This window comes from Cereibacter changlensis JA139 (genome assembly GCF_003034985.1).
In the GTDB taxonomy this organism is placed as follows: Bacteria; Pseudomonadota; Alphaproteobacteria; order Rhodobacterales; family Rhodobacteraceae; genus Cereibacter; species Cereibacter changlensis.
This window is the reverse complement of record NZ_PZKG01000069.1, coordinates 1-22,046: the sequence shown is the minus strand read 5'-3', so window position 1 is coordinate 22,046 and position 22,046 is coordinate 1. Positions and strand designations below refer to the sequence as shown.

22 protein-coding genes and 2 pseudogenes are annotated in these 22,046 nt (G+C 62.2%); 10 read left to right on the top strand and 14 right to left on the bottom strand.

The genetic code is table 11. From position 1 onward, the window contains the following. Both C5F48_RS14415 and C5F48_RS25700 read left to right on the top strand, forming a co-directional pair. Positions 1 to 724: Crp/Fnr family transcriptional regulator (locus C5F48_RS14415; protein ID WP_146170610.1), on the top strand; the 724-nt coding region annotated here is incomplete at its 5' end. A gap of 144 nt (positions 725 to 868) precedes the next feature. After that, positions 869 to 1,159: a hypothetical protein gene (locus C5F48_RS25700; protein ID WP_146170609.1), complete on the top strand. Its 291-nt coding sequence runs from the start codon at positions 869 to 871 to the stop codon at positions 1,157 to 1,159. A 230-nt stretch (positions 1,160 to 1,389) separates the two neighbouring features. On the opposite strand, the pseudogene C5F48_RS14405 reads toward C5F48_RS25700, so the two are convergent. Further along, positions 1,390 to 1,844, bottom strand: a pseudogene (locus tag C5F48_RS14405) (ISNCY family transposase); the annotation flags it as partial. 367 nt (positions 1,845 to 2,211) lie between these two features. On the opposite strand from C5F48_RS14405, the gene C5F48_RS14400 reads away from it, so the two are divergent. Further along, entirely contained in the window at positions 2,212 to 2,646 is a 435-nt protein-coding gene (locus C5F48_RS14400; RefSeq protein WP_107664594.1) for a hypothetical protein, read from the top strand. 132 nt (positions 2,647 to 2,778) lie between these two features. On the opposite strand, the gene C5F48_RS26075 is transcribed toward C5F48_RS14400, so the two are convergent. From C5F48_RS26075 to C5F48_RS14380, 3 genes are all read right to left on the bottom strand, one after another. After that, positions 2,779 to 3,630 (bottom strand): YbgC/FadM family acyl-CoA thioesterase, encoded by an 852-nt coding sequence (locus C5F48_RS26075; protein ID WP_245941526.1) that lies wholly within the window; start codon positions 3,628 to 3,630, stop codon positions 2,779 to 2,781. Between the two features lie 104 nt (positions 3,631 to 3,734). Then, the gene (gene petA / locus C5F48_RS14385; protein ID WP_107664593.1) at positions 3,735 to 4,307 is read right to left on the bottom strand and encodes a ubiquinol-cytochrome c reductase iron-sulfur subunit; all 573 of its coding nucleotides are present in this window, start codon (positions 4,305 to 4,307) and stop codon (positions 3,735 to 3,737) included. A gap of 420 nt (positions 4,308 to 4,727) precedes the next feature. Beyond that, entirely contained in the window at positions 4,728 to 7,286 is a 2,559-nt protein-coding gene (locus C5F48_RS14380; protein ID WP_181247703.1) for a PAS domain S-box protein, read from the bottom strand. Between the two features lie 209 nt (positions 7,287 to 7,495). Here C5F48_RS14380 and C5F48_RS14375 point away from each other — a divergent pair, with 209 nt between their 5' ends. After that, a complete protein-coding gene (locus tag C5F48_RS14375; RefSeq protein WP_170139748.1) occupies positions 7,496 to 9,091 on the top strand; it encodes an OpgD/OpgG family glucan biosynthesis protein in 1,596 nt (531 codons plus the stop codon). A 116-nt stretch (positions 9,092 to 9,207) separates the two neighbouring features. Here the strand turns inward: C5F48_RS14375 and C5F48_RS14370 are convergent, their stop codons facing one another. Beyond that, the gene (locus C5F48_RS14370) at positions 9,208 to 9,462 is read right to left on the bottom strand and encodes an ABC transporter permease family protein (protein WP_107664590.1); all 255 of its coding nucleotides are present in this window, start codon (positions 9,460 to 9,462) and stop codon (positions 9,208 to 9,210) included. 218 nt (positions 9,463 to 9,680) lie between these two features. Here C5F48_RS14370 and C5F48_RS14365 point away from each other — a divergent pair, with 218 nt between their 5' ends. Continuing rightward, entirely contained in the window at positions 9,681 to 10,508 is an 828-nt protein-coding gene (locus tag C5F48_RS14365) for an EAL domain-containing protein (RefSeq protein ID WP_211314691.1), read from the top strand. Between the two features lie 134 nt (positions 10,509 to 10,642). Here C5F48_RS14365 and C5F48_RS14360 read toward each other — a convergent pair whose 3' ends face one another. Then, entirely contained in the window at positions 10,643 to 11,557 is a 915-nt protein-coding gene (locus C5F48_RS14360; protein WP_170139749.1) for a GGDEF domain-containing protein, read from the bottom strand. Between the two features lie 263 nt (positions 11,558 to 11,820). Beyond that, positions 11,821 to 13,137, bottom strand: coding sequence for a diguanylate cyclase (locus tag C5F48_RS14355; RefSeq protein WP_107664587.1), 1,317 nt, complete (start codon positions 13,135 to 13,137; stop codon positions 11,821 to 11,823). Positions 13,138 to 13,333: 196 nt separating this feature from the next. Between C5F48_RS14355 and C5F48_RS26450 the strand changes: the two are divergent. Together C5F48_RS26450 and C5F48_RS14340 are read left to right on the top strand one after the other, a co-directional pair. Beyond that, positions 13,334 to 13,719, top strand: a pseudogene (locus C5F48_RS26450) (GGDEF domain-containing protein); the annotation flags it as partial. Positions 13,720 to 13,928: 209 nt separating this feature from the next. Further along, on the top strand, positions 13,929 to 14,102 hold the full coding sequence (locus C5F48_RS14340; protein WP_107664584.1) for a CsbD family protein: 174 nt from the start codon (positions 13,929 to 13,931) through the stop codon (positions 14,100 to 14,102). A gap of 43 nt (positions 14,103 to 14,145) precedes the next feature. Here C5F48_RS14340 and cowN read toward each other — a convergent pair whose 3' ends face one another. Further along, positions 14,146 to 14,427, bottom strand: a complete 282-nt coding sequence (cowN, locus tag C5F48_RS14335) for a N(2)-fixation sustaining protein CowN (protein WP_107664583.1) — start codon at positions 14,425 to 14,427, stop codon at positions 14,146 to 14,148. Between the two features lie 66 nt (positions 14,428 to 14,493). Continuing rightward, entirely contained in the window at positions 14,494 to 15,000 is a 507-nt protein-coding gene (locus C5F48_RS14330) for a Crp/Fnr family transcriptional regulator (protein WP_245941527.1), read from the bottom strand. A gap of 305 nt (positions 15,001 to 15,305) precedes the next feature. Here C5F48_RS14330 and C5F48_RS24835 point away from each other — a divergent pair, with 305 nt between their 5' ends. After that, positions 15,306 to 15,584 carry a hypothetical protein gene (locus C5F48_RS24835; RefSeq protein WP_111467564.1) on the top strand — a complete coding sequence of 93 codons (279 nt, stop codon included), beginning with the start codon at positions 15,306 to 15,308 and terminating at the stop codon, positions 15,582 to 15,584. On the opposite strand, the gene C5F48_RS26445 is transcribed toward C5F48_RS24835, so the two are convergent. The 5 genes from C5F48_RS26445 to aztA all read right to left on the bottom strand — a co-directional run bounded on the left by C5F48_RS26445 (position 15,549) and on the right by aztA (position 20,473). Next, positions 15,549 to 15,788: a transposase gene (locus tag C5F48_RS26445; protein ID WP_373454344.1), complete on the bottom strand. Its 240-nt coding sequence runs from the start codon at positions 15,786 to 15,788 to the stop codon at positions 15,549 to 15,551. The genes C5F48_RS24835 and C5F48_RS26445 overlap by 36 nt on opposite strands. Before the next feature lie 192 nt (positions 15,789 to 15,980). Beyond that, on the bottom strand, positions 15,981 to 16,610 hold the full coding sequence (locus C5F48_RS25695; RefSeq protein WP_245941528.1) for a ZinT family metal-binding protein: 630 nt from the start codon (positions 16,608 to 16,610) through the stop codon (positions 15,981 to 15,983). A gap of 1,252 nt (positions 16,611 to 17,862) precedes the next feature. Further along, complete coding sequence (gene aztC / locus C5F48_RS14315) at positions 17,863 to 18,792, bottom strand: zinc ABC transporter substrate-binding protein AztC (protein WP_107664579.1); 930 nt, start codon at positions 18,790 to 18,792, stop codon at positions 17,863 to 17,865. Between the two features lie 20 nt (positions 18,793 to 18,812). Then, complete coding sequence (gene aztB, locus C5F48_RS14310; protein ID WP_107664597.1) at positions 18,813 to 19,679, bottom strand: zinc ABC transporter permease AztB; 867 nt, start codon at positions 19,677 to 19,679, stop codon at positions 18,813 to 18,815. Then, positions 19,679 to 20,473, bottom strand: coding sequence for a zinc ABC transporter ATP-binding protein AztA (gene aztA / locus C5F48_RS14305; RefSeq protein WP_107664578.1), 795 nt, complete (start codon positions 20,471 to 20,473; stop codon positions 19,679 to 19,681). Before aztA ends, aztB begins: the two co-directional genes overlap by 1 nt. Positions 20,474 to 21,299: 826 nt before the next feature. Between aztA and C5F48_RS24830 the strand changes: the two genes are divergently transcribed. Then, positions 21,300 to 21,554 carry a hypothetical protein gene (locus C5F48_RS24830; protein WP_146170608.1) on the top strand — a complete coding sequence of 85 codons (255 nt, stop codon included), beginning with the start codon at positions 21,300 to 21,302 and terminating at the stop codon, positions 21,552 to 21,554. 218 nt (positions 21,555 to 21,772) lie between these two features. Then, on the top strand, positions 21,773 to 22,046 hold a 274-nt coding region (locus tag C5F48_RS14300; RefSeq protein ID WP_146170607.1), incomplete at its 3' end, for a sigma-70 family RNA polymerase sigma factor.

The window sequence follows — 22,046 nt, the reverse complement described above, 5'->3', positions numbered from 1 at the left end:
TATCGACATGCCTAAAGACTTGCCTATCTGTCAGACTACCGAATGCCTCATCTGTTTCGCGAGTGCGCAGTCGCGCGTTTTGCCGCACGCTAGGACAGCCTTTCATCGCAGCTACGCTGCAGGACGGGTCATCGTGGCCGCGAGAGAAAAGATGGGCTTCGTCGGGTCAATAAGCCGCGGCATTGCCAAGATGACCCTCACTCTCATGGATGGCAGGCAGCAGATCATCGGTCTTGCCACGCCGACCAGCGTCCTTGGCTGGCCGGGACGGCCGACTGCTCCGGTGACAATTACGGCGGTCAGCGACGTCACGGTCTGCGCAATGCACCGGGGCGCTTTCGAGGACCTGATGCTTCGCTACCCCGTGATTAACCAGAAGCTCCTCGCTCTTCGTCTGGCTGAACTAGACGCCGCCCGTGACTGGCTCACAGTTCTGGGCGCTGGAACGGCGCGGGAAAGAGTTGCGCGCCTGCTCGTCGTGATCGCCCTGCAGCGCCTGCCGCCCGACGTGCCTTCGGACCGGCCTGCCTCTTTCCAGATCCCTTTCCTCAGGGCAGAAATGGCGGATTGTCTCGGAATGGCCACCGAGACAGTCACGCGTTGTCTGACTTCGCTTCAGGCTGAAGGCATAATCTCTCTGAATAGGCTGACCATGGTCGAGGCCAGTTCTCTGGACGGCCTGATAAATGCTGCAGGAGGCACCTATGTTGATCCGACCATCTAGGTCGAAGACCGTTCCGTTCAAGGACGATAGGCGAAACCTGGAAGCGCCTCGACTCCTCTGCCGCCACAAGAGGCGCCGCCTCACATCAGCCCCGCGATGGAATGATCATCTCAAGCCCGTTATCAACCATGGGAGATCACTCTGATGTCTGTGAAAGTTTCCACCCTGGACGGGCGCGCAAAGGGTGTTCACCAATCTCAATCGGCTTCGGGGGGAAAGCCCTTGGCGTTCAGGATCGGGAAAACCCCTGTCTCGATCTCCCTCGACCGGCCCATCATAATCGAGGAGGACGATATGGTGGTTGTCGCCGGCGGCATGAATAACGGGGTATTTCAGGCGCGAGCCTATAGGAACAATACCCGCGATGTCTGGGATGCGGGCTCCGGTTGGAGTCTGGTCCTGCTGGCAATACCCTTAATACCGCTTTTCGGTTGAGGCCTTTTCCTGTTGGTTCAGGCTGCCCGCAATATACGCGCGCGCAGAAGAATAGGGATGTGACAGAGGCATGGCAGGCGGCGAGTGATTCCCACACGCACACAATCGACGGGAGCGGTATCTGGCAGAGCATCGCTATGGCAGACGGCACGAGACCCGCAACACTGGCACGCCGCTGCGGCGCGACAAACAGGATTAGAGCCTTCTCACACAGATTGTCGCGCCACAAGGAGCAGCACAACCGGGTCGAGCGCCTCGAACTGCGCCGCGAGGGCGGCCTTTGCCGCATCGGAAACGGCGGGATGGGCCTGCACGCGCTGGAATGGTGTCAGAGGGGCGTGATAGCGCTTCGATACTCGAGCGCCGTCCCGAGACTTCCCATTAGCTTGAACGAGGGCTGGAAGAAGTTCACAAACAGCCGCATGCTGCGATAGAGCCGCGCCAGCTCGGTGGTTGCGGCGATGCCCGCGTATCTTCGATAGCCCACCATCCGGCGCACGACGGCGCCGTTCTTCTGCTCGACATGAGCTTGGTCGTTCTTGCGATAGGGCCGGGAGCGGGTGAAGGCGACTTGCGCCGCCTCACACCAGTCCTTGATCGTCTCGTTCATGAAGCAGCTGTCGTTGTCCGTGTCGAAGCCGAGCAACGGAAACGGCAACTCCGAAGGGAAAAGCTGGACGACTGTTACGCCGCCCGCAACAGGCTCATCCCGCCGCTACCGCGACCGACTTTTGCACCGCCGTCCTCACCTTGAGTTGCCCGAGGATCTCAGGGCGCTTTGGCATCAGAGTCTGAGCAATCAGGGGCTCGCTCATGCCCCAATTGCACCCGAAGCCGGTATCGCGGTCCATCCCGCAACTTGGTTCATCTCCTACCTAGCATTGCTTAAGTCGATAACCTCGTTTGCAGCATTCGTGTCCTGTGTGACGTCTGTCACATACGGGGCGCGCACAATGCGGCAAGCAGTGAGCGGGGAGTGTTGAACCGCCAACGCCGCGAGCCTGTGACGAGGCAGAGTTGCAGCCAGCGCGCAACCACAGGAAGCAGAACTGATGAACAGCATTATCAAGACAGGCCTCATCGCCGCGGCCATCGCCATGCCAGCACACGCAGAGCCGAATCCGAAGCTTCTGACCATCGTTACCTCCGCAGACCCGCAGATCCAGTTGATGGCAATGGTGTTGACAGCCAACGCAGTCGCAAAGGGTGCCGAGGCGCGAGTGCTGCTTTGCGGCCCTGCGGGTGACATGGCGCTGGAAGACGGGCCCGAGAGCGTTTGGGCCCCGCAGCCCCCCATGAAGGCGAGTTCGCAAGGCATGTTGCTCAACCTGATGGCGAGATCGGCGGTCAAGGTTCAGGTCTGCGCGATTTACCTGCCGGGGAAGGGCAGCGACGCATCTGTCCTGCTTCAAGGGGTCACTGCGGCGGCCCCGGATGCGATGGCGGCGGAGATAGTGGACAGCAGGACGACCGTGCTCACTTTCTAGCCAACACGGGCGGTCGTCCCGCAAGGCGGGTCATGTCGTCAATCCTCGCAATCGAAGTCGTGATTCCCAAGAACGCATTGCATCGCGCCCAATGCAGGCGCGGCGCTGGCCATCCCGCTGGGGGGAAGGCCTCTAGCCCTGGGCGCAGCCACAGGCCTCCTCGGCATCGTCATGCTCATGCGGCGCCTCGGGGCTCAATGTGCCGGCGAGATAGCCGCTCACCGCCAGCGCCGGGTCGGTCTCGGCGGTCGCGACGGCAACCACGCCGCGGGCGGCCATCCGGCGGATGAATCCGTCGCCCGCGCTGGCGGCAATCACCACGCCGACTGAATCGAGCGGATGCGGGCCGTCGCCCCTGAAGGCGTGGATCGATTGATCCTTCGGCAGATCGAACCGCTCCACCTCCTGCGGCGGCAGGCCGGTCGTGGCCTCGAAGACGAGAAAGCGGCGGGTCTTGCCGGCATGGCCGGTCACGGTGCGGAAGTTCTGGCTGGCGACGGCGAAGCGCATGGCGAAATGTCCTGTTGCTGGATTCGGTGAGGGCTGTCGTGTCTGTCCCGTTGCAAAGCCGGGGGAGGGCCGCGCCACAGGGGGCGGAACAGCCGCATCGCGGAGCAGCGCGGCCCGAAGCGGCGGCGGCAGCGGGCCTGGCCGTCCTTCGGCGACGTAGGCGACCCTGACCTCGGCTTCGAGCAGCACCCTGTCGCCGCAGCGGATCTGCTGGTGCAGAGCAACGCTCGCCCCCCTGACCAGATGCGGCCTGGTCGTCACCTGCAACAGGTCGTCCATCCGCGCGGGCAGCAGGAACTGAAGCGTCAGCGAACGCACGACGAGCATGGCGTCCTGGCCGCTGAACATGGCTCCCTGCGAGATACCGTGCAGACGCAGGTAATTGCTGCGCGCCCTTTCGAGAAACCGCAGATAGCTCGTGTGTTGGGCGATCCCGGAAAAGTCGGTGTCCTCGTAATGGACCCGCAGGATCATCCGGTGACCGCCCTTGCAGAGGCTGCCGTCGGTCGGCTCGGCAGGCGGCGTCCCGGCTGCCTGCGCCCGCGCCGTGGCGCAGGCTGCGCCTGCCGCGATCATGGTCACGCGACCTCGCCCAGCTGGATCGTCGTTTCGTCGACGAAGCGCGCGATCGGCACCGGCAGGTTTTCCGGCGCGGGACCTTTGCGGATGCGACCGGCGCTGTCGTAATGCGAGCCATGGCAGGGGCAGAACCAGCCGCCGAAGTCGCCCGCGCCATCGCCGATCGGCACGCAGCCCAAATGGGTGCAGACCCCCATCTGCACGAGCCATTCCCCGGCCTCGTCCAGCGTCCGGTTGGCGTCCGAGGCATCTGCCTTGGGGTCGCGATTGGCGTTCCGGGCAATCGGATCGACGAGGTCGTTCAGCCGGATCGAGCGCGCGAGGCTGATGTCGGCCTCGGACCGGCGGCGGATGAACACCGGCTTGCCCTGCCACTTCACCGTGATCTGCGTGCCGACCTCGAGGCTGCCGACATCGACCAGCATCACGGAAAAGGCCATGACATCGGCGGATGGGTTCATCTGGTCGATCAGCGGCCAGATCGCCGCCCCGGTGGCGACCGTGGCTGCCCCCACGGTGGCGTAATTCAGGAAGTCGCGGCGTGTGCCGTCGGTATCTTCCGCAATGGACATGGCATTCACTTTCGATGGGTGTCGCTGGCGCGTATCGCGGCGTGGGCTGCTGGACCCCGAAGCCTGAGCGGCTGCGGACCTGTTTCAGCTTGCTCCGGATTTTGTTCCCCGTCTGTGACTTGATCACTGTCCTGGAAGGCGACTGGAGCCATCCGATGCGGCAATTGTAGCGCGTCAACCAGCATGTCCGTCGGCCAAGCTGGTTGTTGCTGAACAGTCAGCCATCGCCTCGGGAACATTCCTTTATCAGGCAATACGACGGACATGCTGGTTGACGCGCTACACACGGCGGCGATCCGCTCTTGGAAGGACCGCGCGGCGGCCCGAGGCTTTGGGCTGGAAGGTCAGCGCCGATCTTCGGGGATTGCACGGCGCACAAGGCTCCCCGGAGCCGTCGCATGATTTTCGAACGGCCAAGAGTTACACTTCCCAAATCGGCAGTGGCAGTGAAACCGTTACCGTCGTTCCCAGTCCGGAGCGCGAGTTGACCGCGATCTCTCCCCCCATCTGAACCACCAGCTTTCGGGTGATCGCCAGTCCCAAGCCAGTGCCCCCGAAGCGCCGGGTAATGGAACTGTCGGCTTGGCTGAACTCGTCGAAGACGGCGTCGGTCTCAGCTTCGGTCATGCCGATGCCACTGTCCTCAACCATGATCGTCAAGGGAGCGCCGGCTTTCCCGCTGATGGTGCAGGTGACTTCACCACTGTCGGTGAACTTGATCGCATTGCTGATCAGGTTATGCAGGATCATCTGCACGCGATGAGGATCGCCTTTGCGCATCAAGTCGGCGCCCGCGCCCACAAGCACTTCGAAGGCAAGCCCTTTCTCCTGCGCGCTGAGCCCGTGCAGGTGCGCTGCCTTTTGAGCCACATCCACTGGCCTGAAGGGCAGCTCCTCCAGATCCAGCTTGCCCGCCTCGATCTTCGACATGTCCAGGATGTCATTGAGGATGCTCAGAAGGAGCGTTCCGGACTCAATGATCACGCGGGTCATTTTCCGATGGCCAGGATCAGTCAGCAACCTGTCCAGAACCTCGGCCATGCCGAGAACGCCGTTCAGCGGCGTTCGCAGCTCATGGCTCATGTTCGCCAGGAAGGCGGATTTCGTCTGGTTCGCCGCTTCGGCGGCAGCTCGCGCCAGGACCAGCTGTGTCACATCGGAGGCGACGCCGCGGTAGCCTAAGAAGCTGCCGTCCGGGCCGAAGAACGGAGCGCCCATCACCCGCATCCAACGGTCACTGAGTAGTTCCGAACCCCGCCCACGCAGTCGTCCAGTGCGAAACACCACATCGCGAAACGCTCGTCGTTCCTCAAAGGCGAGGACGACTTTGTTCCAATCTGCACTGGAGCGAGCTGCCGGGTCTTCATTCAGCCAGTCCATAAGCGTCAGGCCAACGACCGGAAAGCCCGCGGCGCGCCGCGCTCCAGAGACAAACTCTCGAGAGAAGAAGGTGAAGCGAAGTCCCGCATCGACCTCCCAGAGCGCGTCCTCGCTGACCGCGACGACATTCCTGAACCGGGATTCGGCAGCATCCCGTTCTTCCTGCGCCTCAAGCAACGCCAGTTCGCGGGACTTCTGCGTGGTGATATCCATCATCACACCCACGGTAAAAACCGGGGCGCCATCCCTGTCCCGTTGAAGCACCCGGCCGCGGTCCATCACCCAGATCCAGCGCCCATCCTTGTGCCGCATCCGGTATTCCGTCTCCAACGCATCCCGGCCCGCGTGCGCTGCCGCGATTCCGGCATCGACCACTTGCAGATCATCGGGATGCACATGGCTGCGCCAGTCGGTCTTGTGGAAGCCGTGCAAATCACCCGCCTCGTAGCCGAGGATGGCGGCCCAGTTGTCGTTTCGCTCCTGGTGTTCTCCGGAGAGGGACCATTCCCAGAGGCCAACACGGGCGGACTCGATCACCGTGTTCAACCGCTCTTCGGAGCGTTTTCGCTCTGTGATATCCCGGCAGATTGACACCCAGTGGGTGATCCTTCCGATCTCGTCGGCGATGGGCGTGATGTCGAGTTCCTGCCAGAACGCCTCCCCGTCCTTGGTGTAGTTGATCAGCTCCGCACGCACGGGCTTCCAGGCTTCAAGGCACATGCGGACCCGGTCCAACTCGATGCGCTGCGTGCGGGGGCCCTGCAGGATACGGGGGCTTTGGCCGATCGCATCATCGCTGGAGAAACCGGTGCGACGGGTGAAGGCGTCGTTGACGTAGACGATGCGCGGCCCGGGTAAGTCGATGGGCTTTGCATCCGTGATCAACAGGAGGTCATTCATTCGCGCGACGGCTGCATCGAGAAGGCGTAGCCGGTCGCGTTGCGCCCGTTCCGCGGTGATATCATGGAAGCTGACAAAGAGGCCGGCAGGACCGGGGTGGGTCTTGAAGGAGAACCACCTTTGGAGATTTGGGGCGTAGGTTTCCGCCTGCAGGCTTTCGCCCGTGGCCAGCGATCGCTGGTAGGTCTCCGCCACACCGTTCAAGGACAGCGCCGGATATTCGGCCCACAAGCTGCGCCCGATCAGAGTGCCGCGATCACGTTTGAGCAGTCGCTCGGCCTCACGGTTGATGAAGATGAAGACAAAGTCGCGGCTGACGAGGAAGTAGGCGTCATTGATCTGCTCCAAGAGAGCCAAGGGCGCCGCCGGTGGCAAAGCGCTTTCGTCTTTCTCTTTCTGTAGCGCCAGATCCCGCACCGTGATCAGCAGAGCATCCCCGCCCTCGATCGCTATGATCCGTGTCGTCGCGACGGCCGAGAGGAGATACCCCTGCGCGTGACGGAAGGTCGCGTCTACCGGGCCAGAGCCTTTGATCCCATCGCCCAGCCAAAGGTCGGCGAGGCGCAACTGCAGCAGCGTGGTATGGTCAAAGCCAAACCCTGTAACGGCTGCATGGTTGGCAGCCAGCACAGTTCCATCTGCATGACAAACCAGAAGCGGATCCGGATGGCCGGCAAACGCAGCCTCCCCCAGCTTCACTGTCTTGTTCCGGTCAGCCCGGCGTCTCGCTTTGAACATTTCGCACCATCCATCTGACGGGCGACCAAGCCTACACCTTTCAAGCCATGCCGGTCGCGCTGAGTTCGCCAGACTTTCTACGTTGCAGTCGGTCCGGCGCGTATCACGCGCATGGAACGCGCACGTCCGACAAAAGTTGTGCCCGTGTCTGTATTCGGAGTGTCAGTCCCATGCATCGCCGGTTTTTCTGTATCTCGTTTGCGGCTGCGTTCACGACCACCACGGCAAGTCTGGCCTTGCTCGCAGGATCGGCCGCCCGGGCGGCGGACGTCGATCAAATGGCGCCCGCCGGTGGATCGGTCGCAGACCTCGTGCGCGATCGAGCCAGAGCTCTCGCCGCACTGCCTTACCAAGCCAGCTCCGGTTTTCTGTCCGATGGACTTCGGGCGCTTGATTATGACGACTACCGACGGATTGTCTACCGGGACAACAAGGGTTTCTGGCGGGATCAACCGTTTGGATTCGAGCTTCAGCCCCTGCATCGCGGTTTCATCCAGACCGGTCGGATGGCGCTGAACCTGGTCATCGACCGCATCGTCTATCCCCTGGCCTACGACGCGAACCTTTTCCGGTTCGACGGGGAAGCGCCGCCCGTGGTGTCGGATGGCGATATCGGCTATTCCGGTTACCGTCTCATGGCACAAGTCGGGGCGGGGCGCATCGCGCGCGAATTTCTTGTTTTCCAAGGTGCGAGCTATTTCCGCGTAATCCCTCCGGGAATGGTCTATGGCCTTTCCGCGCGCGGTATCGCATTGCGCACCGGCGAACCGGATGGCGAGGAGTTTCCCTCGTTTGTCGAAGCCTGGATCGAACGGCCGCAGCCGGGCGCGGGAGAGATCATCTTGCATGCCCTGCTGGATGGTCCGTCGGTGACGGGAGCCTACCGTTTCGTTGTCCGTCCGGACATGGACGACAGCGCAGCCGACTCTGCAAAGACCGTGATCGACGTGACGGCCACGCTTTTTCCACGCGTCGATCTCGTAAATGTCGGACTGGCCCCCCTCACATCGATGTATTGGTTCAGCCCGCTGGAAAAGAAGACGGTCGACGACTACCGGCCCCGCGTCCATGATTCCGACGGGCTGCAGATAGAAATGGATACCGGGGAGTCCGTCTGGCGGCCCTTGGCCAATCCGGAGCATCTGCAGGCTTCCTCCTTCCTCGCCGGGCCGAGCGGTGTGGTTAGCAGTTTCGGTCTGGCGCAGCGCGATCGGAACTGGAGCAGCTATCAGGATGCGGAGGCGAACTATCACCACAGGCCGGGGTGCCGGGTCGAGCCGGGCGACGGCTGGCCGAGGGGCAGGGTCGAGCTGATCGAGATCCCCACAGCCAACGAGTATGCCGACAACATTGTCGCATACTGGCGGCCGGAAGAGCCCTTGCGTGCAGGCAGCGAAATCACCTTTGACTACACACTCCACTGGTCCGGCAGGATCACCGGAGGCGCTGATCTGTTGCGCGTGGCGGGAAGCGCATCGGGCAGGGCGCCCGGGCCCGACGACAAGCGGGAGATCGTGATCGATTTCGCGCCAAGCTCTCGCGTTCCAATGATCGGCGCCGCGCCGCCCGCCGACCTTGTCCCGGTCGTCGAAGTCGTCGATGGCCGTGTAGATGGAATCTCCCTTCGCCGCGTGCCCGATACGGGCGGAATGCGGCTGTCGTTATTCGTAACGATGGACGCGCCCGCGGTGGAGTTGAGGGTGATCTTGCAAAGGCAGGATCGCGCCGCGTCGGAAACCTGGCTCTACAGAATGACACATAGCTGATCGCCGCGAGGCGTGGGAGACAAAATGCTGGTGCCGGGCAAAGGCGTCAGTGCGCTCCGCCTGACGACTGATCAGGATTTCTCGGTGATGGGCCTCATTCGAGGAGACCAAAGCCATCAGACTTCGGGAGCACCAGGCTGCGGAATAGGCGAGGGCACATGCTCCACATGGGTCTCGTCCCAAGCCGGATCCTGGCGTTTTATCCGACGCGAGATGAGCCAGGCCGCGGGCCATGCCAGGACCAGCCCGATGACCAGCGCCGCGACGATCGGGCCCCAGCCGTAATAGCCAAAGCTGAAGGCAATGATCACCAGCCCGCCGGTAATCATCGCGCCGGTGACCAAGGTGAGGATGATGCTCAAACGATCCATTGCTCACTCCTTTTGGGCCCAGTTGAGAGGCGCTGCCAGTCGATACCAACTGACGGACTGATGGTGGGTTCCGCGCGTGGCGGCTCCGGCGACGCAGCCCGAGCCTACGCGTTCGACAACATCGAGCGCTTCTACGACCCGCGGCGGCGGCATCCGAAACCAGGCTGCCTCAGCCCGATGGTGTTTGATGGGAACCGGATGCTCTCCTCTGAGTTGAGATGAGCTACTGTCTGCGCCTTCGAGGCCTCACGGGGCGATTTTTTCGTGTGAACTGGAAGGCAGCTGGTATGAGCATCGGTTGCGTAGGCTGCAAGGATGGGAGCGGTTTCGAACAGCCTTTTTCGATGGCGTTTCAACCAATCGTAAACTTGAAGACTGGCAAGGTTTTCGCCCAAGAAGCACTGGTGCGAGGCAAGGGCGGTGAGGGTGCAGGGACTGTGCTTTCTGCCGTGACAGAGGTGAACCGTTACGCCTTTGACCAAGCTTGTCGAGTGCGCGCAATCGAATTGGCGCACGGGTTGAACATCTTGGATGGCGAGGAGCTACTGTCGATCAACATAATGCCAAACGCAATTTACGAGCCGCGTGCATGCATCCGGCAGACCTTAATTGCTGCCGAGCGCACGGGGCTTCCTCCAGACCGTATCATCTTCGAGTTCACCGAGTCAGAGAAACTGAAGGTCGATCATCTTCGCGGGATCCTCAGGGCTTACCGGGAAATAGGCTTCAAGACAGCGATCGATGATTTCGGGGCAGGTTTCTCCGGTCTGCTTCTGCTTGCCGAAATGCAGCCGGACATCGTGAAGCTTGATATGGGGTTGATCCGCGGCATCGACTCCGATCCGGTGAAGCAGACCATGCTGCAGCACATCTCGACCATGCTCAACGACTTGGGGGTGATGACGGTATGCGAAGGCGTAGAAACCCTTGAGGAGCTCGAAGTAATCCGCAGGTTCGGCATTAGTCTTATCCAAGGCTATCTGGTTGCCCGGCCCAGCTTCGAGACGATGCAACAACCTGTAATTCAGGCCGCCATGGCAGCGTGACCATTCACATGACTTGTCTGCGCGTTTGTATCCTGAACCAAGACAAATCGGAGTGGCAGCTGATCTCGATTCGTCATACGCGATGACCCTGAATTTCTATCAAGCGTCACCACACATGTTCGCCGTCGTCTGTGTCAAGGACGGGTTGGAATGCCCAACCCTTTTCTGACTGCAGTAGATCCGCATAATTGCACGTGCCCCGGGCCATTTGATTTTGCGGCGTTGAGCATCTTGTCTGCAAGCCGAAGGGTCTCGTGAATGTCTTCGTCCAAATTGACAGCAACAAGACCGGCCGAGAAGGAATAGCGCATCTGTGAATGGTCCTCGTCGACGGCATGGCGGCCGAGCTTTCGCTGGAGTTGGTCCAGCCGGTCCTGAGCGATCCTTAATGTGCAATTTGGCAGCAGCAGGAGAAACTGCTCCCCACCAATTCGGCCGAACAGGTCGAGCGGCCTTATGAGGCTGATCACATCTCGACAGAAGGAAGTCAGGATCGAGGCTCCGTATTCAATGCCGAATGTTTCGTTGATGGCCTTGAAGCTGTCGAGATCCATGATCGCAAGGGCATGATGCCCCGGGTCGGGCAGCTTCCGCTGCGCCGCGACCCATCGCTCAAGCCGCTCCATGACATAGCGGCGATTGGGAACCTTGCTTAGATTGTCGGTCCAGGACGCACGCCGGACCGTCTCCGGCCCCTGCCGCAAGGGCCGGCTATCCTCGTGCAGCGAAGTGATGTCACAGGCATGCAGGAGCAATTGCCCTTCCGGAGACACGGTCTCGGTCACCCATAGCCATCTTCCGTCGTGCAGGGCGGCTTCGGATGATCGGTAGGGCGCACTTCTCCGCCGTGCTCCGGCCGCTACGAGCCATTCCTCTATGTCGTCGGTGACGATAATCGGACCGCGCCGGTTTTCGAAGTTTGCCCTCATGAGGTCGGCCCACACGGGATGACCGGCCGGGTCGCAGTGGAAGGCCTCGCAGTAGGCGGGGTTCGCAGTCTGCAGATGATCATCCCGGTCATAGAGGGCGACGAGGTCAGGGGTGCTCATCAGAGCACCCTCCAAGGCCGCACCGCTGATCCGGTGCGGCTCCTCACCTGGTCCGTTGTCATCAGCCCCACGGCAATCTCTTTTTGATATGGCGCTCATCTTGATTGTCCGAGAAGCGAAGAGGCGCGCATCCAGACGATCTGAATGATCGAGGCCCCAGGGGGCCATTCTAGCGGAAACTGCACCTTTTAAAAAAGGTAAACACAACCACTATGCGATATAGATGTGTCATGATGCGAGGGCTCCGCCGGATAGAGCGAGCTTCAGACCGCCGTATTGACCACAATCCGGTTACGGCCGCGGGCCTTCGCCTCATAAAGCGCCTGATCCGCGGCCCTGACGAGGACGTCAGGATCCATCACGGCTTCGCAGAACGCCAGCCCAAAGCTGATCGTCACCCTGGGAGCATCCGTCTCGCGTCTTGCCATACGGTCATCTTCGATGGCCAGACGCAGTCGTTCTGCGGTGAGCAGCGCCGCCTCCGGGCTCGTATCGGTCAGGATCAGGGCGAACTCCTCCCCGCCATATCGGAAAGCCGTGTCTGCATGGCGTGAGCCGGCCTGCAGCTTGACCGCCACACTGCGAAGCACCTCGTCGCCGACCACATGACCGTGCTGATCGTTGACCTGCTTGAAGTGGTCCACGTCCCCCAAGAGCAGCGCAAAGGGCGCGCCGCCTTTCTCGAGACGGTCCATGTGCATCGCCAAGGCGCTGTCGAACTCCCGCCGGTTCAGCAAGGAGGTAAGGCTGTCTCGCCGGGCGTGTTCGGCGAGCTGCGCCTCCTGCGCGATGATCGTGCGGGTCATGCTGTTGAAGGCGTCCGCCACTGCGGCCAACTCCGGCGGGACGGTGATCAGCACCGGTTTGTCGTGACGACCGGAGGCAAAGCGCTTCGCCCCCGCAACCAGCTCATCCGCGCTCAGGACGATGGCCCGGTTCACAATGAAGCCGCCCAGCCCCATCATGCCGAGCGACAGTAGGATGGCCGCCAGTGCCCCGAGTTCCAGCTGACGAAAGGCGCGCAGCGCGTCCGCGTGACTGACCTCGCTGGCGTCCCGCATGCGCATGAGCACCGACTCGAGTTGGTGGGCCGCGGCGGGGATCTCCTGTTCGGTGGCCACAACGCGCTCGAGGTCCGGAACCATCGCGCCAATGCCGTCACGCGGCTGGGCCATGACCGCCGCCGAATGACGCGATACCTGCGCCCAGATCTGGCGCGCCGCATGTATCTGGTCGCGCAGGTGCGGGCTGGTCGCCGCATTGGCCTCGAGATTTCGGAACTCCTCCTCCACGCCGAGCCGAGCCGCCTCGAATATCTGCCTCTGCTCCTCATCGCCGGTCAACACGTAGTCGTTCAGCGCACCGGCGATGGTCCAGTATCGGCCCTGGACCCCTTCAAGCCCGACCAGCACATCATGCTGCAGGCTCAGCACCTCCCGGAACGGCTGGACGATCGTCCGGTGATAGAGTGAGTAGCCGATGGTCGCACTGAGCAGCAGCGGAAGCACCGCGCAGATCATGGCGAAGATCATCCAGCTGCGCAGGGACTGGCGACGAAGAAGCTGGATTGTTCGGCTCATCAGGGCACCTTTCAGGGGACGCCCCGCGATAGCACCTCGCCCTTGAGCGGAACAGCCAAATGCCGAGTTCTGCGGCAAGGCCTTGGCGCGGGCGGCCAGAAGGATCCGTTTCACGTAGAACGGCTGCCGAACCGGCGTTACATAATGGAACTTCTCGCCCAGTGGCTCGGGGCGCAGAACGCTCCGGAGATCTCTCTCTCTCGCGGTCTTGGACCTCGACCACTTCAAGAAGGTCAATGACCTTCACGGCCACGCTGTCGGCGACCGGCCCTTGTCTCCTTCTGCCGGGACGTCGTCAGCCACAACCGAACCATCGACATGCTTGGCCGGATCGGCGGAGAAGAGTTCCTGCTGTTCATGCCGAATTGCTCGCTTGCAACCGCGAAACTCAGGCTGGCAGCCCTACAAGAGGTCACAGGTCGGACTGCCCTTGAAGGTGGGGACCATCAGTCACTGAGCTTTACCTTCTCGGCGGGTGTTGTAGCTCTTCGGCCCGGGGAGGATATTCATGACGAGATCCGGCGTGCGGATAGATTGCTCTACCGCGCGAAATCGGACGGTCGAGCCTGTGTTCGGGGGTAGCCGCAAGCTGGGCTTTTGCCGAAGGGACTAACGTGCGAAACGTCGCAACAAACTCGAAGGCGCCACCCGTCAGTTCATAATCGCTGGGTGGGAGCACGATGCGACAAGGTGGTTGCGCGGGACTACCGTTGCCGGCTGATCTGGATCATTCCGCCGTTGGGGGCGCCGCCTGATATTCAGCGTCTTCATCGTTCCTGAAAGGACAGCATATGGACAAGGACCGGATCGTCGGCTCCGCGAAGGTCATCAAGGGCTCCGTGAAGGAGGCGGTTGGCAGGGCCGTTGGCGACGCCAAACTCGAGACCGAGGGCAAGGCGGACAAGGTTGAGGGCAAGGTCCAAAACGCGGTGGGCGGGCTGAAAGACACGATCCGCGGTGAATAATGTCTGCTTGGGCGCAGACTTATCAGGTTGCGCCCAGACCCTCTCAGCAACAATGCTCCTCGAGATGATTGAGCAGCGCCAGCCCTTCAGCGTCGTCGATGCCCTCGAAGAATGAGCGGAGCGCGTTCATCTGGCTGCCGATGAAGTGCAGATCGTCCTGTCCCATCCTCGCCCGTTCCGCCAGCTTGGTGCTCAAGTAGCCGACCCAAGGCGTGTCGCTCCGCTCCATCGCGGCGCGCATGAGCCGCATCATCCGTTCCGCATTGGCGTCGCAGTCGATGCCGATGAAGGACTTGTAGCGATCAGGGACGGGTTGCTCTTGCATGTGGCGGGGTCTCCTCGGCGTTCGGAGTTTCCAATGGTCCATCGCAAATCTGAAGGGGCGCGACTGTCAGCTGGCTGACACTTCCGACAGGGCGCGCAAACGTCCCGGATCCAGCAGGACGAGCGTGCGCCGGTCCGGACGCGCCAGCAAGCCCTCTCTGATGAGCCGGTTGACCTGCGATGACAGCGTCTGTCGTGAGGCGCCGAGCGTTTCAGCCAGCGCTCCCGTGTGCCCGATCTGCAAGGTGTCCGTCCCGAGCTTCTCCCGCTGGCGCAGCAGATGGCTGGCCAACCGGGCCTCCACCGGCCGAAATGCAAGATCCTCTATTAGGGTCAGAGCGCCGCTCAGGATCTGGCCGACGTCGCGAAATGCGGCCGCGCCCAAGGCGGGCTTCTCGGCGATGACGCCCATCACCGCGGAGAGCGGCCAGCTGCGGATCTCGCTGTGCTCGAGCGCGCCCATCCAGGCGCGGGTGTGTGTGGAAAACACCCCGCCCGCCCGCAGATGACACAGGGTCAGCTCCCTGGCGCCGCAGTTCAGGAAGACGCGGGCGGAGCCGGATTCGACTAACATCAGCACATCCCGCTCCGATCCCGGGACGAAGATCGTTCCGCCGGACGGGTAGCGTTGGAGATGCCCGGGCCCAAGCCAAGTCGTCCATTCTGAGTGCGGCACACCCGCTTGTCCCGGCCGCCCGCCCTGCGGAGGCGAAGTTCGATCTTGTGGCGTCATGAGCCACTCTAGCCACCTCCGCGATGTCGGCGGCGCGTGTCCATTCGACGCACGGGCGCCACCATGCTAATCGCGTGAACCACGATTGCCCGTCATCTCGTGAGGGGATAACCAATTTTGCTCGGAAACCTCACGGGATCAGCATCATGAATGACGACTTCGGAGAACACGCCACCCCGGTCCCGCGCCAGGTGATGGAGCACTACTCTGATCTATCTCCAGCTGGCAAAGCTGTCTTTCGGAAGATACTCGACCATGTGAAATCACTGTCCGCAGAGGAACTCGCATCTGGCGAATGTGGCGACTTCGAGGAAGTGACCGGCGAGCTCTCGGTGGAGTTGTCTGACGAAGACAGGATCACTTTGCTTATGCTTGTGAATGCCTTGAAGTCAGAGGATTCCTGGTCGGGCAGGCGGCTCAACTAGGAAGGCCCTGCGCCAGCCAAACAATTGCGGAGGGGAAACTCCCAGACGACAGGCCAGCGCCGAAACATTGACCCCAGGCTCCAGCGCCGCAGTGACCGCCTGCGCCTTGAACACATCCGACCACCGGCGGCGCTTGCCAACCAGCGCTCCGTCCAGCCGCCCGACGAACGCTTCGACCAACTGAAAGCCACCAGTCGTAGGCATAGGCGTAGAACTAGTCGTAGACATGTGACCCCGCGATCAGACCAATGCTACAACCTATCTCAGACAAGCTACGCCATTAACCCACGGGGTTCCCTTCCCGCTTACGGATCATCAGCAAACTGACGACGTTGAGGCGAAATGCGCCGCGCCCGGCTGGCTACCGGGCGCGGCGTGTTAATTGATTGACAGCGCTCAGTGCGCAATCATCTCCTTGACGATTTGTGCGCCATCCAGAGAAGACGGATAGTAGGTCGGCCAATTGGTGACTTCTTCCAGAAGAGCGGCCCGATCATCGCCCCAGTAGAGATGGTAGTGCCCGGCATCCTGGGGCGCGATAGCATGGTCGCTGAACTGGATGAACCTGGGAGCGGCTTCATCACCTCCTGTTTTCTCGAAGATGAACCGGACCCCACGATTGCCTTTGGCGTAGGTCAGCACTTCAAAGCCGTCGCTGGCATACTGGGCCGCGAGCGGCTTGCCGGCTTGGTAGAAAGTGACAGCGTCACCCTCAATGGTGATGCGGTCAATATCGGTCTTGTAGCCAATTTCATAATAGGCGCGATATTCTTCGGCGCTCTGGTCGCCGTTCTCGGCCTTATGCTCCATCACCGGATCAAGGACGCCGTCCTGAAGCAACGGATAGACCGACTGCCAGTCGCCCGCCCAGTCCGACAGCTGGCGCTCGGCTATCTGAGCGTCGTCAAAGTAGCCCTGATAAATCTTGCTGTCGTGATCGTGCGAATGGGCATGATCGTGGGCTTCGTGCTCATGCTCATCGGCTTCAGCGCCATGATCGACGCCGCTGCCGCCGGCGACCGCGATATTGTAGGGCTGTCCTTCAACTTCGACCGTGCCGACCTCTTCAAGTGACTCGCTGGAGATGCGACGGACCAGGCCTGCGTTTGGATCGCTCATGACGATCTCATCGCCGGCCATGGCCAAGCGCGGCCGCGGATCGTTCCAGTCACCATCCATCGAGTAGGGCTCGGTGATCTTGGCGCTTTTCGTCACCTCGGCATTGAGCAGGTCGAGTTGGTGCAGCGAACCGTCCTCCGTCAAGACATAGCCAAATCGCGCGTTGGCGGCGTCGAGGACGAAATCGACCCGTCGGAACGGCAGCTCGACGTAGCGAAAGTGCGGCTCGTCAACCGGATCGATGACCACCAGACCCTTCGCTCCATAATTGCCGAGGAAAACCTGCATGCTCTTGGAGCCGAGGAGGGTCCCGGTGCTTTCGCCGGTCGGCAGATCGTCCGGGTATTCCAGCATCTTCATGATCGGACCATCGGAGCCGTCGCTGACGGTCAGGACTCCCTCGTCGCAACCGGTGGCAAGGAAAGCGCCGGAGAAGGCCTCGCCATGGATGCCGGTGCAGGTGGCGACATCGCCGGCCGGCGCGCCGTCTGCATTGATGGCCTGTAGACCGACGCGCGATGGTGCGGCATCGCCTTCGACAGGTGCGTCTGATGCAACGCTGGTCACCCAGAGGTCACCGATGGGAGCGGCATAACCATGGTGCGCCCGCGCCTGCTTGAGTTGAGTTGACTCCAGTTCACCGTGTGAGAGCTCATGGCCGTCAATGATCTCGGCATAGCCACCGCGGTCGAAGTTGATGACGACCTTGCCGTCATGGTCAATCACGTGGAACGGCCGCGGACCCGTCAGGCTCTGGTCGATCGCCGCCGGCTCGGTGACCTCGATGTCGGCATGGTCGCCATGGGCGTGCAGGGAAATGCCGCTGGTGAAGAAGTGGACTGCGTCGTCGTTGGACTGGACGGCCACGACCGCGCTGCCGTTGTCTACAGCATAGAGCTTGCTCTGACCGGTCGTATCGAAGGTCCAGCGTCTGTCGGGCTCGGTAAGATCGAAAGCAGTGACTTTGGCGTCCGCATGATCCCCAACGAAGACGCGGTAAAGCGTGACGTCTTCGTGATCGTGATCATGCTCCTGCGCAAAGACTGGGCCGTTGGTCATCAGCGCCATTGCGCTGGCGCTCGCAAGATATCTGAACATCCTGTTCTCCTTGATTTGGGACTGGTGGCGCCGCGCTGGCGGAAGCCAGCCCGGCGGAAATTCATTGGATTGCCAGCGCGGTGGCCAGCGCAGCGGTGTTGTGGCGCATCATGGCGAGATAGGTTGACGCCGGACCTTCGGGTCCGGACAGGGCGTCCGAGTAAAGCGTACCCGCCAGCGCCATCCCGGCCTCGCGGCCGATCTGCTCGAGAAGACGCGTGTCGCTGATATTCTCTGCGAAAATTGCCCCCGCGCCGGTTTCGCGGATCTGTCGGATCAAACCTGCCACATCGGCCGCGGCGGCCTCGGATTCGGTGGAGACGCCTTGTGGCGACAGGAAGGTGACGCCGTAAGCCGTCTCGAAGTAGCGGAAGGCGTTATGCGCTACGACCACCGTGCGACGGTCCCCGGGCAGGGCGGCAATAGCCGAACGGATCTCGCCGTCCAGCGCATCGAGGTCGGCAAGGTATGCGGCGGCATTCGCCTCATAGCTTTGGCAACCGGAGGCATCGGCAGCGCAGAAGGCCGCGGCAATGTTTCCGACATATACCTTCGCATTCGTGGCCGACTGCCAGGCATGCGGATCATGTGCGCCAGCGTGGAAGATCGCCCGACCGTCCACATAGTGGTAGTGACCGCCGCCGGGCTCCTCCATGCTCTCGACGCCTTCGGTCAGCACAGTGATCGGCGCTTCCGTCCCACTGGCGGCGATCAGTCGGGACATGAAGCCTTCGAATTCAAGCCCGTTGGTCAAAATCACGTCTGCGCGGGCCAAGGCGATGGCGTCAGACGGGCGTGGTTCATAGACATGCGCATCCGAGTCGGGTCCGACGAGAGTGCGCAACGCGATACGCTCTCCGCCCACCTCTGCCGCGAAGTCACCGAGGATCGAGAAGGTGGCGACGACCTTCAGGGGTTCGGCATGCAGGGCGGAGCCTGCCGAGATTGCAATTGCAGACCATGCGGCGATGCGGGTGAGCCAATCTTTCATGGGTGGATCCTTGTGCATGATCAGGCGGTGCGGTGGTGTCGACCGGGCAGCAGCGGGCGCAATAGCCCCCGCGGGCCGGCCAGCAGAGAGAGCAGATACGCCGCTCCGGCGGAGAGGATGATGGCCGGGCCGGACGGCAGCGAGGCATGGTAGGAGAGCAGCAATCCTGAGAGCGAGGCGGCAAATCCTATGCCGACCGCCAGCAGGCACATGGCAAAGACGCTGTTCACCCAGAAGCGCGCGCTGGCGGCTGGCAGGATCATCAATCCGACCGACAGCAGCGTGCCGAGCGCCTGGAAACCAGCAACAAGGTTCAGCACGACGAGGCCGAGAAACAGGAAATGCACCACCCCGCCCAGCTTCGACACCGAGCGCAGGAACAGGGGGTCCAGGCACTCGGCCACCAGTGCTCGCCAGTAGAGTGCGATGGAGATCAGGGTGACGGCGGTCACGATTCCGATCAGGATCAGCGCCGCATCGTTCAGCGCCAGCACCGTGCCGAACAGGACATGCATCAGATCGACGCTGGAGCCGCGCAGGCTGACCATCACTACGCCGATGGACAAGGAGACCAGATAGAAGGCCGCCATCGAGGCGTCTTCCTTCTGTACCGTCAGCCGCGCCACCGCTCCAGCCCCGGTGGCCACGAGGGCCCCGGCGATCAACCCGCCGATGGTCATCGGCACGATCTCCAGACCGTAGATCAGGAAGCCCGCTGCCGCGCCCGGAAGAATGGCATGAGACATGGCGTCGCCGGCAAGGCTCATCCGGCGCAACATCAGGAAGACGCCGACTGGGCAGGCCGACAGCGACAGCAGGAGCGCGCCGGCCAGCGCACGCTGCATGAAGGCGAATTCGGTGAAGGGGGCGATGAACAGATCAAGCATCACGCCGCCCGGCCCGGACGGACCCTGATCGCCGGGGCGCACCACGGAGCATCGTCGTCCCAAGCCTCCTGGAAAAGTCTGGCGCGCTGCATGTTCTTCGGCGTCACCGTCTCTGCGGTCGGGCCCCAGGCAATGGGACGGCGGGCCAGCAACAGCGCTTCGGGAAAGCTGGACCGGACCAGATCAAGGTCGTGCACCACAGTGACCACCGTGCGCCCCTCGGCCCGCCACCCTTGGATTAGAGCGATCAGGTCGCGGATGGTCTTCTCGTCGACGGCGTTGAACGGCTCGTCCAACAGGATAAGATTGGCATCCTGCACCAGTACCCGGGCGAAGCGCGCGCGCTGCAACTGACCTCCCGAAAGAGTGTCGAGCGGTCGGTCGCCGAAGCCGTCCAGGCCGACGGCGGTCAAAGCACCGCTGACCTTCTTCCGGTCCTCGGGTTGGTGTCTCCCCAGGAGACCGCAGCGCTGCCAAAGGCCAAGCGCCACCAGATCCTTAACCCGGGCCGGAAAGCTGCGGTCCAGCTCGGAGTGCTGGGGAAGATAGGCGACGGTCTGGTCCATGCTGACCGTAAAGGAGCCCCCGAGAGGCTTCAGAAGCCCGATGATCCCCTTGATCAAGGTCGATTTGCCCGATCCGTTCGGCCCGACCAAGGCCGTCAGCGTCCCGCGTCCAAGCTCTCCGCTCAGATGGTGGATCGCAGCATGGCCATCGTAGCCCAAGGTCAGATCGTCGAAGCGAATCGCAGGATCTGCGCTGCGGGGCTGCGTTTTCGGGGAAGTTCTGGGCATCTGGGGTGCAGTTCTCGGCTAGGACACGTGATGTTATTACATTCCGTATCCGAAACGGCAAGCCGCCAAAACCGAGGGTGAGCCATGTCGAGGGCGAGGTGGGCACGGCCGCCGCCCGCCATTTGGGCACCTATGCCACCGGGCGTTGGTTCAGATAAGGCCGCCGGAGAAGCGTGGGGACCCAAGGATTTAATGTCCCTGATCCACGGCGCACTGCGCTTCTCCGCCTGAGGAGGTACCGAAAGCTGCGCACTTTGGATCTAGCCTTAAGGCGAAAACCGCGCTTGATAAAATCTGACTGCTGCGTAGAATTTTAGCATGGAACGATGCGCGCCCGATGGGGGTGTGTAATGGAAGCCAAGTCCCAGACCCGACAGCCTGCCAGTAAGACCCCGCTCCGGCGAGCGCTGCGCGCTCGCGATAGAGGGCGAACTGCAGAGAGCGAGGAGCGCCGGTCGGCTGCGAGAGCTAGAGCAGAGGCAGCGCGGCGCAGACGGTCCGCCGCTCTGGCCAAGCGCGATGATCTCATCCTGCTGTGCTTGGTCATGCTGATTGTCTTTTGCTGGGTCGGAGCCCTTGCCGGATGGGTGTTCCTCTAGCGGACAACCCTTTTGGCTTGGCGTCAGGTCTTCTGTCGCCCGTCCGCTGACGCTCGGTCGCTCAGTTGAGCCCCCATCTGGTCGCACAATGAACCGGTAGCGATTATCGTCGGAACATGTGGGAACTGTCGCGGCTTAGGTAGCTGAGCGATGCAGCGATCCATCGCCTGGTCCGAGCGCGTAACGCCCTCTTGCGCCATGCTCTGCTCCCTCAGGAGACCGGGCCATTGAATGATCAAGAGCCGCCGGCTGAGTCATCAGACAACCTGACCTCAGACATTCGCTTGATGCTGGAGATGGCGCGTGACAGCGCCTCAACTGGCCGGCACGCGCGCCGCTCTGCCGCCAGAGCATTGGCAGAAGTGGCTCGTCGAGAACAACTGTCCGGTTCGAAGACCTATGATGCGGGGATCTTCGCAGCCCTGTTGGTGCTGATCAGCCTCTGCTGGATCGGCGCCGGGCTCGCAATTTGCTTCGTTTAGCTCTAGCTCCCCAGATGGGCGGCCGCTACCCCGCTGCGGGCTCCGGGCAGAGCCCTTGCCAATCGAGAGGTGGGCTTGTTGTCGGAGGTGTAATTCCTCAGAATCACTCTTCAGGAATAGGATCTTACTCGGTTGCCATCGTCGGCCCCTCGCCGCCAGAAGCAAATAAATCCCCATCCTGATGGACTGTTTCGGCCCGCAGCTCCGTATACCTGCTGATGGACCGCAAATCGCCCTTCGACATCATGGCCCAGCTGGGCAGCCTGCGCCGCTACGCGCGGGTGCTGACCCGCAACGACGCCGATGTCGAGGATCTGGTGCAGGACGCGCTGCTCCGCGCCCATGAGCGGCGCGACAGTTTCCGCAAGGGCGGCGACCTGCGGCTCTGGCTGATGTCGATCCTGCACAACGCCTTCATCGACGCCGCCCGCGCCCGCCGCGCCGAACGGCAGCGCGAGACCGCCGCGGCCCGTCTGGCGCCCCAGGCCCTGT

Coding starts and splice junctions, on each gene's coding strand:
- C5F48_RS25700 (WP_146170609.1), top strand. CDS start 869: ATGTCTGTGAAAGTTTCCACCCTGGACGGGCGCGCAAAGGGTGTTCAC.
- C5F48_RS14400 (WP_107664594.1), top strand. CDS start 2,212: ATGAACAGCATTATCAAGACAGGCCTCATCGCCGCGGCCATCGCCATG.
- C5F48_RS26075 (WP_245941526.1), bottom strand. CDS start 3,630: ATGATCCTGCGGGTCCATTACGAGGACACCGACTTTTCCGGGATCGCC.
- petA (WP_107664593.1), bottom strand. CDS start 4,307: ATGTCCATTGCGGAAGATACCGACGGCACACGCCGCGACTTCCTGAAT.
- C5F48_RS14375 (WP_170139748.1), top strand. CDS start 7,496: ATGCATCGCCGGTTTTTCTGTATCTCGTTTGCGGCTGCGTTCACGACC.
- C5F48_RS14370 (WP_107664590.1), bottom strand. CDS start 9,462: ATGGATCGTTTGAGCATCATCCTCACCTTGGTCACCGGCGCGATGATT.
- C5F48_RS14365 (WP_211314691.1), top strand. CDS start 9,681: ATGAGCTACTGTCTGCGCCTTCGAGGCCTCACGGGGCGATTTTTTCGT.
- C5F48_RS14360 (WP_170139749.1), bottom strand. CDS start 11,557: ATGAGCACCCCTGACCTCGTCGCCCTCTATGACCGGGATGATCATCTG.
- C5F48_RS14355 (WP_107664587.1), bottom strand. CDS start 13,137: ATGAGCCGAACAATCCAGCTTCTTCGTCGCCAGTCCCTGCGCAGCTGG.
- C5F48_RS14340 (WP_107664584.1), top strand. CDS start 13,929: ATGGACAAGGACCGGATCGTCGGCTCCGCGAAGGTCATCAAGGGCTCC.
- cowN (WP_107664583.1), bottom strand. CDS start 14,427: ATGCAAGAGCAACCCGTCCCTGATCGCTACAAGTCCTTCATCGGCATC.
- C5F48_RS14330 (WP_245941527.1), bottom strand. CDS start 15,000: ATGTTAGTCGAATCCGGCTCCGCCCGCGTCTTCCTGAACTGCGGCGCC.
- C5F48_RS24835 (WP_111467564.1), top strand. CDS start 15,306: ATGAATGACGACTTCGGAGAACACGCCACCCCGGTCCCGCGCCAGGTG.
- C5F48_RS26445 (WP_373454344.1), bottom strand. CDS start 15,788: ATGCCTACGACTGGTGGCTTTCAGTTGGTCGAAGCGTTCGTCGGGCGG.
- aztC (WP_107664579.1), bottom strand. CDS start 18,792: ATGAAAGATTGGCTCACCCGCATCGCCGCATGGTCTGCAATTGCAATC.
- aztB (WP_107664597.1), bottom strand. CDS start 19,679: ATGCTTGATCTGTTCATCGCCCCCTTCACCGAATTCGCCTTCATGCAG.
- aztA (WP_107664578.1), bottom strand. CDS start 20,473: ATGCCCAGAACTTCCCCGAAAACGCAGCCCCGCAGCGCAGATCCTGCG.